Source organism: Bacillus cereus group sp. BfR-BA-01524, assembly GCF_022662595.1.
GTDB classification, from domain to species: Bacteria; Bacillota; Bacilli; order Bacillales; family Bacillaceae_G; genus Bacillus_A; species Bacillus_A thuringiensis_S.
Genome location: NZ_JAKUDW010000005.1, coordinates 34,461 through 54,478, shown reverse-complemented (window position 1 = coordinate 54,478; position 20,018 = coordinate 34,461). Strand labels below are relative to the sequence as shown.

Sequence of the window (20,018 nt, the reverse complement as noted above, 5' to 3'; positions counted from 1 at the left end):
TTCATCTATTACATAAATCTTTCAAATTGTACTCGCTTATTAATCCAGTACATTACAGGCATACCAATCGCCATGACAACAAATTCACCGATTGCACATGTTAACCAAGACAACATAAATGGTAAACCCAATGCAAGATGAAGTTCAATTGCAATCATAAACATTGTAATCGTAAAGATAACTGTATTAAAAATCATACGAGCCCAAACACCTTTAATAAATCGCATAGAAATAATCGTTGCAACTAATGCAAGAATAGATTGACCTACTCCAAATACTAAATCATAAGCGATCATAGGTGAGAACAAGAGATTCGTTAAAAATACACCTAATACAATTCCGTAAATTGCTTTCTTGTTAAATACAACGAGATGATTAAACATCTCTGAAATACGAAATTGTACATTCGTAAAGCCAAATGGCTGAATAAGCATAGAAACAGCAATATATAATCCCGCTAAAATACCATTACCGACTAAAGTTCTAATATTCATGACAAAATCTCCTTAGTTTTTTTACGTGGGATGGTTTCGAACCACGTTATTCGTTTTTTAAGCAACAAGATTATATTTTACGTCGTAGCCCCTCTTTCGTCAATAGATTCCTATCATAAACTACCTTTTTCCTTTTAGACAACGTATAATGAAACATATGAAAGATTTAGGAGGTTTCACTTCATGACAGCAACAATTCAAAATGAAAAAGTGATCGTTTCCATTTCTGACAAAGGTGCAGAATTACAGAGCGTTCGCTTAAAAGAAGACAACACAGAATATTTATGGCAAGGTGATTCTACTTATTGGGGACGCCGTGCACCAATTTTGTTTCCAATTGTCGGCCGATTAGTAGATAATACATACTACGTAGACGGTAAACCATATTCATTAACACAACACGGTTTCGCTCGTGATCTTACTTTCTCTGTGAAAGAACAAAGTGAAACAAAGATCACTTATATCGTTACTAGTAATGAAGAAACATTAAAAAAATACCCATATGAATTCGAATTACTCGTTTCTTATGAGCTAGATGGACAAAGCGTTCATGTAACATATGAAGTAAACAATCCTACTTCTAAAGAGATGTTCTTCTCAATCGGAGCACATCCTGGATTCAACTTCCCTTTATTGGACGGTGAATCATTTACAGATTATCACTTAGCGTTTAATGGTTCGGAACGCTTAGAAACAAGCGTATTAGAAGGACCTTACCTTTCAAACAAAAAGCAATTAATCGCTGAAAATACGACTGAACTGCCACTTACATATGATTTATTCAAAAATGATGCGCTTATTTTTGAAAATATGAATACGGATGAAATTTCTATTCGTTCTCATAAACATAATAAATTTGTAAAAGTAGAATTTGATGGATTCCCATTTGTCGGCGTATGGACACCAGGGGATAACGCACCTTTCTTATGTATTGAACCTTGGTACGGAATCGCTGATGAAGTAAAACCAGCAAAAGATTTCAAGGACAAAAAGGGAATTCAATCTTTACAAGCGAATGAAACATTTACATGTCGTTACAGCATCACAATCGGATAACTACTCTATCCCCTACTTCAAAAAATATTTAAGTAGGGGATAATCTTATAATTTGGAGGTTTCTCATTTTGATTGAAGTATATATTGATGGTGCATCAAAAGGAAATCCTGGTCCTTCTGGTGCAGGAGTGTTTATTAAAGGCGTTCAGCCGCCTGTACAATTATCATTACCACTTGGAACAATGTCCAATCATGAAGCAGAATATCGCGCTTTACTTCTAGCATTAAAATATTGCATCGAGCATAATTATAGCACTGTCTCTTTTCGTACAGATTCCCAGCTTGTCGAACGGGCTGTTGAAAAGGAATACGCAAAAAATAAAATATTTGCACCTCTTTTAGATGAAGCACTGCAGTACATAAAAAACTTCGATCTCTTTTTTATTAAGTGGATTCCAAGTAGTCAAAATAAAGTAGCTGATGAATTAGCTAGAAAAGCTATATTACAAAATTAACGGGGGTATGAGTGTGAAAAAAGAGTGGATTGCTCCTCTTGCTTTATTATTTGTCTCTTTTATTTGGGGAGCTACGTTTGTTGTCGTTCAAAACGCTATGTCTTTCGTTAGTCCATTTACGTTTAATGGTATTCGCTTTTTATTCGCTGGAATTATTTTATTATTCGTTCGAATTATTTTCTCACAAAAAACTTCAAAACAAGATATAAAACATAGTAGCACGGCAGGGATAATCGTTGGTTTTTTCTTATTTGTCGGTTATTTATTGCAAACATTTGGCTTACTCTATACAACATCTTCAAAAGCAGGTTTCTTAACTGGGCTAAGCATTGTTATGGTCCCAATCTTATCATTTATCTTTTTAAAACAAAAAGCTACCATTTTCATCGTACTTGGTATTGCTGTAGCTACAACGGGTTTATACTTATTAACAGCTGCTGATTCTTTTCAATTAAACATTGGAGACATACTCGTTCTCGGTTGTGCAGTCGCTTTCGCTGCCCATATTCTTGTTAACGGCTTCTTCTCTAAGAAAATATCACCTTTATTGTTAAGCACGTCGCAAGTATTAGCTGTCGGTATGTTTTCTTCTATTTGCGCCTTTTTGTTTGAAGATTGGGAAAAATTATTTTCAGTAGTACTATGGACGAATTCTTCCTTTTTATTCGCTCTATTTTTAACTTCCCTATTTGCGACATCCATTGCTTTTTTCATTCAAACATCAGCACAAAAACATACGTCTCCAACGAGAGTAGCAATCATTTTCGCAATGGAACCCGTTTTTGCTGCCTTAACAGGCGTTCTCGTTGCAAACGAACAACTTTCTATTTCTGCTATTATCGGATGCCTCTGTATTTTCCTAGGCATGATTTTTGTTGAATTACCTTCCAAAACAAAAAAAGAAGCGCAGGCTGCGTGAAGTTACGCTTGTAACTTCCGCATAAAAGCCTTAGCGCTTTTTTTATCTGTAATTTCTTCCTCTTTCAATCGTTCTAATAACGCAACGAAATAACTACCATCAAACTGCAATTGATGTTTAATTGTTGCTTCTATTGCTGCGTTCACAATCCCATCAGACGCACCAGTATATCCTTGTCCGAACATAATAAACCCTTGTGCTTCCTCTGATAATTTAAATCCTTTCGTATGTAAGAATGAAAGATAATCTTCTACTGTTTGCATGTTATTCCCACCTACTCAAAAATTCTCCATCTCCTATCATACATGTTTTTACATGCTATGAGAATGAAATTTCTTTGACAACTTTGTAAATCAATCTTCTACTTCGCTTACAATGGAGGATTTCCTAACAACCTGAAGGAATATGTAAAATGGAACTTATTTCATATTAAAGGGGAGACACGATGAAACAAGCACTATTAATTATCGACGCTCAACAAGAATTAATTGATGGAAATGAGCAAGAAAATGAAGTTTTTCGCAAAACCGAGCTATTATCTACACTAAATACAGCACTGCAGAAAGCAATAGATTCAAATGCTCTTATTGTTTTCGTAAGAGATATCGATGTTGCTTCTGGCAGCGGCGAAGGATTTGAAGTACATAATCAAATTCAAGTACCCCAGTCTGCAATCCTTATTAATAAAGCAGCAACCAATTCATTCTACGGCACTTCTTTACTTGAACTTTTAAAAGAAGAAAACATTAATCATATTGTTATAGGCGGATGTAAAACAGAACATTGCATCGACACTGCCGTTAGGACAGCAACTGTACAAGGATTTGACGTTACATTAATTAAAAACGGTCATTCAACAACTGATTCTAACGTATTGTCTGCAGAGCAAATTATTGGTCATCACAATAAAACTTTACACGGCCATTATAACGTTGATCATTTTTCAGTTGTTAGAGATGTCGAAGAAGACCTCTTTCAACCTACTCATGACCAATATCGTGATTAAATTGGCTATAAAAAAGAATCCTTTTCACGAAAGGATTCTTTTTTCACCCAAAAACTTGTGCTGCAATGCTATACAGTTCATTACTCCTTTTTAATAATTTATCGCTATTTTTCATCATAATTGGTGGTGTATTAACCTTTTGAAAACCAGTAATCTCTAATTCTTTCATGAAACCATTCTTTCCTTCTGGTACATCCATTCTTAATTTACCATGATGCTCTCTTGCTAAATAATGTACAATCCTCATTGCCATCGTATCATTTTTCGCAACAACTGGTCCTATTATTTTATTTTCTGATGTTTGTATACTTAAACCGTAACCTAATACATTTCGTTTGTTGTCCTTTACAACGATGCACTGTTCACTTTGTATCATTCTTTTCGTTAAAAATACTTTTCTATTTGTTCCAAACGCATTTTCATCTAATTTTATTATTTCTTCTAAATCACACTCTTCATACTTCACCATATAATCTTCATTTCCTACACAATAATCATTCACATTGTACGAGTTACATATGTATTTAGAAACATAGCTTACTACTCTAAATCCTAATTTTTCATATAGAGGCTTTCCCTCATCCGTAGCAATAAGTATAATGGGAGTTTGAACCGATACGCTCTTAATACATGAATTCGTTATCGCCTTTCCAATCCCTCTCCCCTTATAATCTGGATGTACAATGACCATTCCGATAGACGCTAATTTTTCCCCATATAATATTATTGCCGCGCTAGCAATTAGTTTCTCCCTCTCATTCCACACACCATATACGATACCTGAATCAAAAATAGTCTCAATTTCTTCTCTGTTATAATCCCAGCCAATATAAGAAGATAATGCTACAATATCGCCTATTTGTTCTTTCCTAAGACGCTCCACCCTAATTTCCAATTCAATCATACTCCATCCCCTTATCTAGACATTTAAATCATTATTACTAAATCAACTTGTACATGTTTCCCTTTATTTGTCACATACATATGTTATTTTGACCAAGACTATATTGTAAATGAGGTGACAACATGCCCATTACGAATCGATTTTCTACCACCACTAACGGCGCACTCGCTATTACAGGAAATACTTTAGGCTTAAGTAAAATTAGTAATCAAAACCGTGCTGGTACAATCGGGGCAATTGGTGCATTCGCAACTACGAATACTGCTTTACAAGTACCTACTTTTCCTGCTGGTACAACGTTAAACTATACACAAAATAGTTCTACCGCTATTTTAAATATCCCTGCTGGTAGTACTATTCTTTACGCCGAACTCGTTTGGGGTGGAAACTATTTATCTCGTGATCAAAACATTACGAGTGTATTAGGAAACCCAGTTTCTTTTTCAACACCTGTTTCAACATACTCGATTACTCCTTCAGCTGTTACGGCTTCAAATCAAACATTTGTTTCAAACTCTATTACATTTGGCTTTTACACTCGTTCGGCAGACGTAACAACTCTTATTCAAGCGGGAGGTTCTGGTTCCTATACTACAGGATCGGTTCCTGGACTTGTAGATCCTATAGATGCTTCTAATGGAACAATTAATTCGGCTGGATGGACGCTTATCGTCGCTTATCAAAACGGCACATTGCCAGCAAGAAACTTAACCATTTATGTAGCGGGTAACCGTGTTTCTGCAGAAACTGGTAGTGCCGATGTATCTGTTTCTGGATTTTTAACACCTTCCGGAGGACCAGTAAGCGGGAGATTATTTTTAAGTTCTACCGAAGGAGATGCAGATTTAACCGGGGATCAAGCTTTATTTGGACCAAATTTCAGTTCATTAAATGCTTTATCCGGACCAAACAATGCTATAAATAATTTCTTCGGTTCTCAAGTTAATAATGCTGCAGGAAACTTAGATACAACAGGGACATTTGGAACGCGAAATCAAAGTGCTTCTACAAGTACAAACATCTCCGCAGGAAGACAGGGCTGGGACATTACTTCCATTGACATTTCCTCTTATTTAACAAACTCACAAGTATCCGCCGCAATCCGTTTAACTACTAACGGAGATGCATATATGTTAAATACAGTTGGCTTACAAATTAATATAAACTCCCCAAATATTCAAGCAACGAAAAGCGTGAATAAAAGCGTTGCTGCAATTGGAGATATTCTCACTTATACAGTTACTATCCCTAACACCGGGCTTCTTCCTGCCAATAACGCTATTTTTATAGATAGTCTCCCTAACGGTACTTCTTTTATACCCGGCACTGTAACAGTAGATAACGTACCACAAACAAATGCAAATCCCGCGGCTGGTATATCTCTTGGAACAATTAATAATGGTACTTCTCGCACAGTAACCTTCCAAGCTACTGTCGTTTCTCTTCCAAATCAAAATCCTATCTCTAACACTGCGAATATTACATTTCAATATACACCAATCGCCGGAGGAACAACCTTTAACGGTCTTGCAACAAGCAATTCTGCTGGAACACAAATTAACCTGGCAGATATTAATGGAACAAAATCAGTCAACAAACTTTTTACCGATATTGGTGAAACATTAACTTACAGTATTGCCTTAGCTAATATAGGAAATATCGCTGCAACAAATGTTATATATACGGATCCGATTCCAAGCGGGACTACTTTCATTCCAGGGAGTGTAACTGTGAACGGAGTTACTCAAGCTGGCGCAAATCCCGCTAATGGTATATCAATTGGATCCATTGCCGCAAATTCTACTACTACTATTTCATTTCAAGTATTCGTTCCTTCTATCCCCCAAACAAATCCAATATTAAATAGTGGTACAACAACATATCAATACATTCCTGTACCAAATCAACCTGCAGTAAGTGGGACTGATACGACCAATATCGTATCTACTCAAGTGAATAACGCTACTGTAACAATGGCAAAAGCAGTAGATAAAAATTTTGCAGATATTGGTGATACACTAACGTACACCGTTTCCTTTACAGGTACAGGTAATACAAATGCGAACAATGTTATTTTTACAGATATCATTCCTACTGGAACAACTTTTGTTCTAAACAGTTTAACAATAGATGGCACGACACAGGTGGGCGCAAATCCCGCTACCGGCGTGAACATTGGATCTATCCCAAGCGGCACAATAAAAAATGTTGCATTTCAAGTAGTAGTAAACACAATACCCGCGTCAAATGTCGTATCTAACGGATCAAGCGCTTCTTATCAATATACCGTCAACCCTAGCCAATCTCCCGTTACAAAAAACATTTCTTCTAATCTCGTTTCCACTCAAATTAACAATGCGAATTTAACTTTAACAAAATCAACTAACAAACAATTTGCCACAATTGGCGAAACGATAAGTTATACAATCCTTATTACAAACAGCGGAAATGCAGCCGCTAATAACGTTCAACTAACAGATCCACTTCCAAACGGAACGATATTGACTCTTGGTACTGTAACACTAAACGGAGTTTTGCAGAATGTAGATTCTCTCGTTGCTTTACCTATCGGCACAATTCCTGGTGGAGCTACTTTTACCTTATCCTTTCAAGTAACAGTCATTAACATCACTGCCCAAAATCCTATCATTAATAACGCTTTCGCCTCTTATATTTACACTGTAAATCCAAGTTTGCCACCAACTTCAAAAACAGCAAATTCTAATTCTGTTACATCAACAATTAGACTAGCAAATCTCCATGTTAATAAATCTGTAGATAAAACGTTTGCGGAAGTTGGCGATGTATTAACTTACACCTTTGCTCTTACTAACGATGGAAATGTTGCAGCGAACAATGTATTACTATCTGATTCAATTGCGAATGGAACCACCTTTGTCCCAAACAGCGTTATAGTTAACAGTGTTACTCAGCCAGGCGTTACACCAGCTAGCATCAATATTGGTAGCATCAATGCTAATACTACAATTACAGCTTCATTCCAAGTAGTAATAACTAGCATTCCAAATCCAAACCCTATTTCAAATAGCGCTTCCATCTCCTATAACTTTATCGTTGATCCAAACACTTCACCTGTAAGTAAGAACACTACTTCAACCACTACATTTACTCAAGTAAACGATGCAAATGTCATTTCAGCCAAAACAGTGGATCAAGCGTTCGCTACCGTAGGGGATATATTAACTTATACTGTTACTTTGACGAATGCAGGAAGTGTTTCTGCTGATAGCCCTACTTTCGTAGATACGAATCCAGACGGTACCACCTTTATTCCAAATACTTTTCTTATTAATGGTGTACTTCAAAATAACGCAGATCCAAATATAGGTGTTCCACTACCTTCCATTGCTGCTAATGGCTCACTTACTGTCTCTTATCAAGTAACCGTCACCTCTTTACCAACACAAAACCCAACATTAAATTCATCTAGTACACAGTATAGCTTTATTCTAAATCCGGGCGATCCACCAACTATAGAAACATCTGTAAGTAACACTGTAAGTACACAAATTAATTTAGCAAATGTAGTGATTGTCAAAGAAGTAGATTTAACTATCGCCGATGTCGGGCAACCAATCACATATACAATTTCTTTAGCTAATCTTGGCAATACTACAGCAAATAATGTTATCGTTACCGACATAATCCCTAATGGCACCACTATCGTACCAAATAGTATTTTTATAGGTGGTGCTTTACAACTAGGTGCAGACCCTAGTACCGGTCTTCAAGTCGGCTCCATTCCTTCGGGTGGTTTTACAACGATTGTTTTTCAAATAAGTGCAAATGGGCTACCTTCACCAAACCCAATTCAAAACAGCGCTTCACTTCAATATAGCTTTATCGCTGATCCAAACTTACCTGCTCTTGTTAGAAACACTGCTAGCAATATAGTAACTACACAAATTAATACTGCTAATATTGTTGCTACAAAACTAACGAGTACAAACTTCGCTGATATTGGTGATGTCATACTATATGCGACTATTTTAACGAATAACGGGAATATCCCTGCTGCTAATGTAACATTTACAGATATCATTCCAACGGGTACCCTCTTCATTCCTAATACTGTAACGATTAATAATGTCCCTATAGCTAATGCAAATCCTGCTAACGGCATTTCAATTGGTACGATAGGAGCGAATTCATCACGCACCGTTGCATTCCAAGTTTTTGTACCAACTATCCCTGCTGTAAACCCAATTACAAATCAATCAGGCTCAACATTCCAATATACGTATGATCCATCCAAACCCGCTGTGATGCAGATGGTTGCTTCTAACACTGTACAGACAACTATTAATAACGCCTCAATTGCTGCTACTAAATCGGCAGATAAACAGTTTGCTAACGTAAATGATATTATTACGTACACGACTACTTTAACGAATAACGGGAACACACTTGCATCAAATGTAATATTTACAGATGTAATTCCAAACGGGACATCGTTCATTCCTAATAGTGTTACTGTAAACGGGAATACACTGCCTAATGTCAATCCAGCAAGCGGAATTGCAATCGACCCAATAAATCCGAATGCAAATACAATCATCTCATTCCAAGTACAAGTAAATTCTATCCCGAATCCAAATCCAATCCCGAACCAAAGCAATACAACGTACCAGTATGTCGTAGATCCTAACTTACCTCCAGCATCCGCCAATACGTTAAGTAACGTAATAACAACTCAAATTAATAACGCTACTATTGTCGCTACTAAGTCTGTGAATACACCGACAGCTGCAATTGGTGATATTGTTACCTATACGATTGCAGTAACAAATACAGGTAATATCCCTGCTAGTGCAACTGTTTTAACAGATGGGCTTGGCGCAGGAGCTTCATTTATCCCAAACTCCGTAACTATCAATAATGTTCCACAACCAGGATTAGATCCATCACTTGGTGTTCACCTGGCAGATATTTCGCCAGGAGATACTGTATTCATTACTTTTCAAGCACAAATTTTAGCGATACCACCTAGTGGCACATTAACAAATAATGCTCTTGTAAATTATGAATATACCGTTAATCCAAACCAATCTCCTGCTGTTGGTAGTACAATTACGAATACGACGGTTACTCCAATTATTGATGCTACTCTTTCTATAAATAAAAATGTCAATTCAACATTCGCTACTATTGGAGATACACTTACTTTCACTTCTACCATTACGAATTCCGGTAATACTACCGCAAACAATGTTATTTTTACAGATGTAATTCCAAATGGTACAACGTTTATTCCAAATAGTTTTACGGTAAATGGAACAACTATTCCTAATGCAAATCCACAAAATGGTATCAATATTGGCAACATAAATTCAAATGCATCCGTTATACTCAGTTTTCAAGTAAACATTACAACGATTCCAAATCCTAATCCAATCCCTAACAAATCATCGCTTCAATATAGCTTTATTGTAGATATAAATGAACCGCCAGTTTCACGAACAGTTAAATCTAATAAAACTTTTACACAAGTAAATACTGCTTCTGTTATCGCAACAAAAACTGCAAGCAGTGCTTTTGCTGCTGTTGGAGATACAATTACGTATACAACTACCCTCACCAATAGCGGAAATACTACCGCAAACACACCTGTTTTTATCGATATATTACCACCTGAACTTTCATTCGTTCCTGATAGCGTACAAATTAATACCATCCCACAACTTGGATTTAGACCAGATAGCGGGATCTCTTTAGACTCAATTCCAGTTGGAGAAACGACAACAATTAGCTTTCAAGCTATCGTTGGCTCAATACCAGCTACCAATCCAACTTTGAACCAATCTAGCACAACATACTTGATCATTGTTGATCCTACCCAGCCGCCTGTGACAGAAACAGCTACAAGTAATCCAACTTTAGTTCAAATTAACGAAGCGATTATTCAAGCAACGAAAAGTGTGGATCGACTATTTTCTGACGTAGCACCTGGAAATTCATTTTTAACGTATACTGTTTTATTGGATAATATAGGAAACACAACTGCTACGAATATCATTTTTACAGATCCAATTCCAAATAATACAGTGTTTATAGAGGATAGCGTTCGAGTAGGCGGGGTTTTATTACCTGGGGTAAATCCAGCGAATGGGATACCAATTGGGGATATTATTGCAGGAGATTTTATAAACGTTACCTTCCGTGTGCAAGTAGTTAGCATTCCAAATCCAATTTTCACAATTGGACCTGGGGGTCCAAACTCACCTGTTGTAAACGGAGCTTCTATTGATTACCAATTTATGACAGGACCTAATTTACCACTCGTTTCAAGAAATACGACATCTAATCCCGTTTCGACACAAATAAATTCTGGGGAAATTGTGGCAATCAAATCTGTAGATAAAACTTTCGCAACAATTGGCGATACAATTTCTTATACGATTACATTAAGTAACCCTGGAAATGTCACTTCACAAAATATAATTTTCACAGATATTTTACCTGACGGAACAACATTTATTTCCGGAGCTCTTACAAACGATTCTGGTACACAGCAAATCGGAAATCCAGCTAACGGGATTCAGATTGGAAATATAAACCCAAATGGAACGGCCGTGATTACTCTCAACGTACTTGTTACAAACATTCCAAGTATAAATCCAATTTCTAATTCTAGTTCTGTACAATTTGCACATGTGGTCGATCCTAGCCAACCTGCCGTATCACAAACGAATGTATCTAATGCGGTTTCGACAACTATTAATAGTGCAATTTTAACAACCCAAAAAAGTGCTGATAAATCTATAGTTTCAGTTGGAGATACGATTACGTATACAACTACTATTACCAATACAGGAAATACAGCCGCAACGAATATTACTTTCACAAGCTCTATTCCAGCTAGCACTACCTTTATACCAAATTCAGTCACAATCAATGGTGTTCAGCAGTCTGGTGCGCAACCAGCACTTGGAGTAAACATACCAAATATCGCTCCTGGTGAAACAGTAACTGTTACTTTCCAAGTAAATGTTATTTCTGTTCCCCCTTCCAGTTCGATTATGGGTAATGACACAATTTTATATTCTTATACTGTTGATCCTAACAGCGCTCCTGCTACTACCTCTACTTCAACGAATATTGCTACAAACCCTGTATTAGATGCTATGATAACGATGATAAAATCGGTCGATCAAACGCTTGTAACACTAGGCGATACCATTACCTATACGACAATTTTAACGAATAGCGGTAATACAAATGCAACGAATATTACTTTCACTGATCTTATACCAGATGGCACAACATTTATTACTGACAGCGTTACAATAAATGGAACCACACAAATTGGATTGAATCCTAATACAGGCATAACGATTGGATCAATTGCCCCTAACAGCTCAATATCTATAGCATTTCAAGTGACCGCTACTTCTACCCCTGTTCAAAATCCTATTGCCAATTCCGCTACTGCTTCTTACACATTTATCGCTGATCCAAATGCACCGATTGTTTCAAGAAATGTTACTTCAAACACAACGTTTACTACAATTAATACTGCTACCATTCTTTCATCGAAACAAGTTGATAAAGCTTTTAGCCACATCGGAGATACACTCACTTATACTGTCACTTTAACAAACAATGGAAATTCCTCCGCACAAAATGTTATTTTCACAGATGCTATGCCGAGCGGAACTACATTTATTACAAATTCATTTTCTATTAATGGAATTCCTCAAAGTGGTGCGGATCCAACAAACGGTGTAAATATTGGGCCAATAACAGCTGGGGCTACAATAACTGTTTCATTCCAAGTAAATGTGACCTCATTACCAACCCAAAACCCAATTGTAAATTTCTCATCAACATCGTACCAATTAGTCTCACCACCTGATGCAGAAACTTCAATTAGTAATCCTGTTTCAACACAAATTAAAGAAGCAATATTATCTATGACGAAAAATGAAAGTGTATCCTTTGCAGATATCGGGCAAACTGCTTTTTATACTACTTCCATTACCAATATAGGCAATACCGATGCAACTAATATAGTATTCACAGATGCATTACCAAGTGGACTCACATTTGTTCCTAACACATTAACGGTCGATGGCGTTTTACAACCGAATGCGAATCCAAATACAGGCGTATTACTTGCAACACTTCCACCAAATGAAATATATAGTATCGTCTTTCAAGTTACGGTGAACAGCATCCCACCTATTAATCCTGCACCAAATACAGCAGCAACGATGTATGAGTTTACTGTTGATCCTGTTAATCCTCCCATTTCAAGTGCAGCTACTTCCAACACTACACTTCTTCAAATAAACAACGCAACTATTATTAGCACAAAAACAGCAGATCTTACTTTCGCGGATATTGGTAATACAATAACATTTACACTTAACCTCCCTAATACCGGGAATACGGCTGCAACTGATGTAACTATTATCGATATTCTTGATAGTAATTTAAGTTTCGTTCCAAATAGTTTCACAGTTAATGGGCAAACCATTCCAAACGCTGATTTATCTACTGGTGTAAATATTGGTTCCATTAACGGCGGTAATGCAGCAATCGTCACATTCCAAGCAACTGTTACCACACTTCCTACACTTAATCCTATTTCTAATTCTGCTTCTATCACATATCATTATGTCGTTGATCCTAGCCAACCATCTATTACAACGTCCAATCAATCTAATACAACGACCACACAAATTAATAGTGCTATTCTTACTGCACAAAAAAATTCAAATGTATCTACGGTAGATATCGGGCAGGATATTACCTACACCGTTACAATTACAAATAGCGGCAATGTTAGTGCAACAAATGTTATTTTTACCGACCTTATTCCAGACAGAACTTCATTTGAACCGAATAGTTTTACACTGAACGGAACTAGCATCCCAAATGCAAATATCATTACAGGCGTTCCAATTGGTGATATCGCGCCAAACCAGTCTGTAATCGTAGCATTTCACATTAATGCCAATGAAATTCCACCTATAAATCCAATTACTAATCAAGCTAGCGTTAGCTTCCAGCATATCGTTAATCCAGCTAATCCTCCAGTTTCAAAAAACATTGCTTCTAATAGCGTTTCAACACAAATTGAAAGTGCAATTTTAAACACTACTAAAATAGGAGATAAAACATTTGCAACGATCGGTGATACGATTACGTATACAACAACGATTACGAACACAGGAAATATTCCAGCTAACAATGTTGTATTCTCAGACCCTATACCATCGTGGACACAATTTGTTGTAGGATCAGTTGTTGTTGATGGAACTCCATTACCATCCGCTTCTATCATTGACGGCGTTGGCATAAATACAATAACTCCAAATCAAATCGTAACAATCGTATTCCAAGTTCAAATTGTAAGCAATCCAACAACGCTCACACCTGAACTCCAAAACTTAGGATTTGTTAACTTCCAATATAACGTAGGCAATGCATTACAGGCTCAACCTGGCAATGTGGAAACGAACGTCTTCGTTACCTCTATTAATTCAGCAATACTTTCAGCTGTAAAAACTGCTAATACAGCCTTTGCAAATATTGGAGATACGATCACTTATACAGTTTTGATTCAAAATAGCGGCAATACAAATGCAACGAATGTAAATTTCTCAGACATGGTTCCAGCAGGTACGACCTTTGTTGAAAATAGTTTTGCTGTAAATGGAAGTACCATTCCAGGCTCAAATCCAAATAATGGAGTTAATGTCGGAACAGTTAGCGCAGGTAGTTCCTTAACCGTTACTTTCCAAGTCATAGTTACATCAACTCCACCTTCAAATCCGATTACAAACGTAGCATCTATTCAATACGCATTCATCGTTGATCCGGCCTCTCCTCCTGTTACAGGCACGATAAATTCTAATAGCGCTTCAACACAAATTAATAACGCAACTGTTACAACTGTTTTACAAGCAAATCGAACAATCGTATCTATTGGAGATGTAATTACGTATACAGCAACATTAACGAATACTGGAAACTTCCCTGCAAACTCTGTATTACTCATTAACGGAGTTCCTGAAGGAGCATTATTTGTTCCAAATAGTGTTACGCTCAACGGGATTTCACTTCCAGATGCAAGTCCAACTCTTGGTATTCCAGTTGGTATTATCGCACCAGGTGATTCCGCTACTATTACGTTCCAATTTCTTGCAAGTTCTATCCCGCCGCAAGGAGCGATTATAAATCAAGCACTTACAAGTTACACGTATATTGTCGATCCAAGTCAACCTCCTGTTACAGCAACATCCTCGTCTAATACAGTTAATACAGCTGTTGTTGATGCATCGTTATCCGCAATTAAAAGTACAGATTCTCTCGTACAATCTACTGACGGTACAATCACTTACACAGTAGTCGTTCAAAACAACGGAAATACTACTGCAAATACAGTTACTTTAACAGATTTGGTCCCAGAAGGAACTGCATTTATTCCGAATAGCGTAACTATTAATAGTGTTTCCGTTCCAGGTGCCGACCCTAACGTAGGAATACCAGTAAACCCCATCACACCGTCAGAAATCGTCACTGTAACATTCCAGGTTATCGTTCAATCTATTCCAAGCGTGAACCCAATTTCTAATACAGCCCGTATTGACTATACTTTTATCGCCGATCCAACTGCTCCTATCATCTCTCGAACAATTACTTCGAATCCAGCTTTCACACAAATTTCGGATGCGACTATCCTTTCTTTAAAAGGAGTCAATGCACAACAAGCAACAACAGGTGATATTTTGACTTACACAATAACACTAGAAAATACCGGAAATATTCCAGCTACGAATCTCATATTTTCAGATACTATCCCCCAAAATACTACATTCGTAGAAAATAGTTTTACACTTAACGGAACAACTATACTTGGTGCTAATCCAAATGTAGGTGTTACTTTACCTACCCTAGCAGCAAACGCTACTCATCTTATTTCATTCCAAATTCTTATTAACGATTCACTCTCGCAAGAATCGATTACAAATCAATCCAATACAACATATACAATCCAACCAGACCCAGGGCAACCGCCTATTACTGAAACATCTACTAGTAATATCGTCATTACAAATTTCGTGCAAGCACAATTGACAATTACAAAAACATCCAATCCAACAACTGTAGATATCGGTGGAACTATACTTTATATTTCTGAAGTGAAAAATATCGGTAATGTTGACGCAATAAATATTAATTTCACAGATTCTATTCCAGCTGGGACTACATTCGTTCTCGATAGTGTCACAATTAACGGTGTCCTTCAGCCAGGTGTAAATCCAGAAAACGGAATACCGATTGGAACAATCCCAGCAAACAGTTCCAAAACGATACTATTTCAAGTGCAAACAAATAATCCACCTACTGAAACCGAAATTGTAAATCAATCTTCAGCAACTTACCAATATGTAAGTATCCCTACAGCCCCACCAGTAAATCGCTCTGCAAATTCTAACATTGTTACAACATCACTTCAAAACGCAAATATTATTTCTGTTAAAAGCGCGGATGTAACTTTCGTATCAATCGGGCAAATTATTACCTACACAAATACACTACAAAATATAGGAACCGTTCCAGCTAACAATACCGTGTTCATTGATAACATTCCGGAAGGTACTATATTCATTGAAGATAGCTTAGCAATAAATAATGTCATCCAGCCTGGTGCGAACCCAGAGAATGGCGTAACTCTCGGCACGATACAACCAGATGAAACAGTCACTCTTTCATTCCAAGTACAACTTACAAATATACCAGAGGGCAATACAGTCATTAATATTTCAGACACTTCGTACGAATACCAAATTGACCCTAGTTCTCCAATTATTCAGCGTAGATCGTTATCAAATGCAGTAAATACTGAAGTACGGACAGCAAATGTTAGCGCCATTAAATCCGCCAATAGATCCATTACACGTATCGGTCAAATCATCACATATACAGTCGCAGTTACAAACGCTGGTACAATACCTATTACAAATACGCTTCTACTTGACGCAATTGCTGCTGGTACCACATTCGTTCCAAATAGCATTCTTGTAGATGGCGTACCAAGACCTAACGAAAATCCAATTACCGGTATCAATCTTGATATAACTCTTCCAAATAATACGATTATTGTTACGTTCCAAGTAAGCGTAGTCTCTATACCGCCACAAAATAACATTAATAATATCGCCGTCATTCACTATGAGTATCGACCAGACCCAAGCGCACCACCAATTTCAGAAACAACCTCTTCCAATAGTACAAATATACAATTTATTGATGCTATTCTTATTGCTACAAAATCCGCTAATACTGTATTAGCTAACATTGATGAAACCATTGAATATACAGTATTCATTCAAAATAATGGATCGACTACAACTAACTCCATCTTTTTTTCAGATACTATAGCGGATGGAACAGTATTTATTCCAGGAAGTGTAATAGTTAACAATACTGTACTTCCTGCAGCAGATCCGAATATCGGCTTTTCCATTCCTAATGTTGCAGCAGATCAAATGGCTACAATAACATTCCAAGTTTCCGTTACGAATTTACCTGCTGTAAATCCAACACCTAATACTGCAAACATCGTCTACGACTTTATTTTCAATCCTGACTTTGCACCAATTCAAAAATCTACGACTTCCAATACTACTTTCGTTCAAATTAATGATGCTGATATCGTTTCACTTAAAACGGTTGATCTGACCTCTGTAACAATTGGTGACATTTTAACTTATACAACAACTTTAACGAATACAGGGAATACGGATGCCACTGCTGTTGTATTTACAGACAATATACCTGATGGAACAACCTTTATTGACGGTAGCGTTTTAGTAAATAACATTCCTCAGCTTAACGCCAACCCAAGTGCAGGTATACTTGTAGGAACGATTGCTCCTAACATTTCTATCCCAGTCACATTTTCTGTTACCGTCGTAGCTCTTCCTACTAGCGGCCATGTTCAAAATCAATCAACTTCTCGTTATACAATAAACGTGGAAGAACAAATATCGACTAGCAATATTACTTTCACTGAAGTTATTTCTGCTAATGTAATTGCGACAAAAACAACGCCTATCCAATATGCTGACTTACAAACTATCATCCCTTATACAATTTCCATCATAAATAACGGAAATATACAAGTCGAAAACATTATTGTTACAGATATCATCCCAGCAAATACGAGCTTTATAGAGAATAGTGTTATCGTGAACGGCAACGCTCGGCCAAATGACAACCCTCTTAACGGTATACAAATTGATAACATTCCGCCTAATACGACAGCAACTATTCTATTCCAAGTACGAGTTACTTCGATTCCACAAACAAATCCAATCTCTAACACGAGTACAATTGAATATGAATACACGGTACCAGATCGACCACCTATTACCGAAACTATTATTTCATCAGCTGCCGCAACAGAAATTAATCACGCGAATTTGAATAGTAATAAAGCTGTTGACCTTGCATTTGCAACGGTTGGTGATACGTTAACGTATACGATTACACTAAATCAAACCGGTAATGTTGCAGTAAATGATGTAATCATTCAAGATATTATTCCTCAAGGTACTACGTTTATAGAAAATAGCGTCATTGTAAACGGAGAAACTCTTCCAGGAATGAATCCAGTAAGCGGCATACCAATTGGTACTATAATTGTAGATGGAGATGCTATCGTTTCATTCCAAGTAACTGTGACTACTATTCCAACACCAAATGAACTAAACAACAACGCAATTACTACTTTTAACTATATAGTCAACCCAAATAACGTACCCGTTACAAATACGACTACAACAAATACCGTCACAACTACTGTCCAAAATGATAATGTCATTGCCATAAAATCTGTTGATGTAACGAATGCCTTACCTGCTCAAACTTTAACGTATACAATTACGATTATGAATAGCGGTAATGTAACGATTGAAGACCTTCTTGTTATAGACACCATACCAATAGATACGACTTTTGTTGCTGGTAGTGTTACGATTAACGGAATCAATCAGCCTAATGAGAATCCTGAAAATGGTATTACGTTAGGAAATCTTGCTCCTAATGACTCTGTCATTATTACGTTCCAAGTGACAATATCTTCTTCTACTCTTCAACCTACAATTAATAACGATGCTTCTGTTTCCTATACCGTTATCATTGATCCAACAAAACCACCTATTACAATTACAAAGCAAACAAATACCGTTACAACGACAGTCATTGATCCGATGGTTCGTATTGAAAAAACAACTGACAAATCTATTGTCGTTATAGGGGATATCATTACATTCACATTAGCGGTATTTAATCACTCCCCAATTCCGACAATCAGCACTTCTGTTATAGACACAATTCCAGCTGGTACAACATTTATAGAAAACAGCGTAACAATTAACGGTACTCCCGTTCCAAATGTTCGTCCAGACACTGGTATTAATATCGGCTCTTTACCTGCAGATTCAGTAGCAACTATAACATTCCAAGTTCTCGTAACTTCTATTCCTTCAAATAGTACAATTATAAATTCTGCAACAGTTACCGCTGCCTTTCAATTGACACCACAGGATCCAATTATTACTTTCATTGTTAATTCAAATATCGTTCGTATACCAGTTCAATTTATAACTACAACAGTCACGAAAAATGCTTCCGTCAGCTCAGCTTATTTAAATCAATATTTTGATTACACGGTGCGTATTACAAATACTTCCGAAATTTCACTCTCAAATATTTCTTTACAAGATACCATTCCAGCAGGTTTACAATTTATAAACGGCACTGTCTTTATTAACGGTGAACGCTCTCCACTAGCGAATCCGAATATCGGTTTCCTAGTTGCCACTAATTTAGAGCCAAACGAAACAATTATCGTGTTATTCACAGTACAAGTAATAAGTCCACCTGTTAATAATCAATTTAAAAATACGGCCAATATTTCGTTACAACTTCAAGTCTCGCCTACCGATCCACCAATTACAGTAACCGTTACAAGTAACGAAAACATCGTCACCTTTGTTCCAGAAAATCCAGATGAAACACTTCCAAATTTAAATTGCTTCTTTGACGGTGAACGCTTCATTCGCATTACTCCTCGAAATGTACGAAATTACCTTTGGACTTGGATTTGGTGGAAGTAATTTAAACAAAAAAAGAGATTGTAGTTTGG

The 20,018-nt window shown here is 36.8% G+C and carries 8 protein-coding genes and 1 riboswitch; of the genes, 5 read left to right on the top strand and 3 right to left on the bottom strand.

The genetic code is table 11. The features are described from left to right. Window positions 1-8 precede the first annotated feature (8 nt). Window positions 9-494: a QueT transporter family protein gene (locus MR170_RS02825; RefSeq protein WP_242307136.1), complete on the bottom strand. Its 486-nt coding sequence runs from the start codon at window positions 492-494 to the stop codon at window positions 9-11. A gap of 6 nt (window positions 495-500) precedes the next feature. After that, a riboswitch (PreQ1 riboswitch) is annotated at window positions 501-545 on the bottom strand. Window positions 546-677: 132 nt separating this feature from the next. On the opposite strand from MR170_RS02825, the gene MR170_RS02820 reads away from it, so the two are divergent. From MR170_RS02820 to MR170_RS02810, 3 genes are all read left to right on the top strand, one after another. Further along, window positions 678-1,550, top strand: a complete 873-nt coding sequence (locus MR170_RS02820; RefSeq protein WP_016082212.1) for an aldose 1-epimerase family protein — start codon at window positions 678-680, stop codon at window positions 1,548-1,550. A 68-nt stretch (window positions 1,551-1,618) separates the two neighbouring features. Beyond that, window positions 1,619-2,005, top strand: coding sequence for a reverse transcriptase-like protein (locus tag MR170_RS02815; RefSeq protein ID WP_000573877.1), 387 nt, complete (start codon window positions 1,619-1,621; stop codon window positions 2,003-2,005). Between the two features lie 13 nt (window positions 2,006-2,018). After that, complete coding sequence (locus MR170_RS02810; RefSeq protein ID WP_242307134.1) at window positions 2,019-2,924, top strand: DMT family transporter; 906 nt, start codon at window positions 2,019-2,021, stop codon at window positions 2,922-2,924. Window positions 2,925-2,926: 2 nt separating this feature from the next. Here the strand turns inward: MR170_RS02810 and MR170_RS02805 are convergent, their stop codons facing one another. Next, window positions 2,927-3,187, bottom strand: a complete 261-nt coding sequence (locus tag MR170_RS02805; protein ID WP_001195212.1) for a DUF6123 family protein — start codon at window positions 3,185-3,187, stop codon at window positions 2,927-2,929. A 182-nt stretch (window positions 3,188-3,369) separates the two neighbouring features. Here MR170_RS02805 and MR170_RS02800 point away from each other — a divergent pair, with 182 nt between their 5' ends. Beyond that, a complete protein-coding gene (locus MR170_RS02800) occupies window positions 3,370-3,930 on the top strand; it encodes a cysteine hydrolase family protein (RefSeq protein WP_016082214.1) in 561 nt (186 codons plus the stop codon). A gap of 43 nt (window positions 3,931-3,973) precedes the next feature. Here MR170_RS02800 and MR170_RS02795 read toward each other — a convergent pair whose 3' ends face one another. Next, window positions 3,974-4,834, bottom strand: a complete 861-nt coding sequence (locus MR170_RS02795; RefSeq protein WP_098873907.1) for a GNAT family N-acetyltransferase — start codon at window positions 4,832-4,834, stop codon at window positions 3,974-3,976. Window positions 4,835-4,956: 122 nt separating this feature from the next. Here MR170_RS02795 and MR170_RS02790 point away from each other — a divergent pair, with 122 nt between their 5' ends. Beyond that, window positions 4,957-19,989 carry a DUF7507 domain-containing protein gene (locus MR170_RS02790; protein ID WP_242307133.1) on the top strand — a complete coding sequence of 5,011 codons (15,033 nt, stop codon included), beginning with the start codon at window positions 4,957-4,959 and terminating at the stop codon, window positions 19,987-19,989. The last annotated feature ends 29 nt before the right edge of the window (window positions 19,990-20,018 follow it).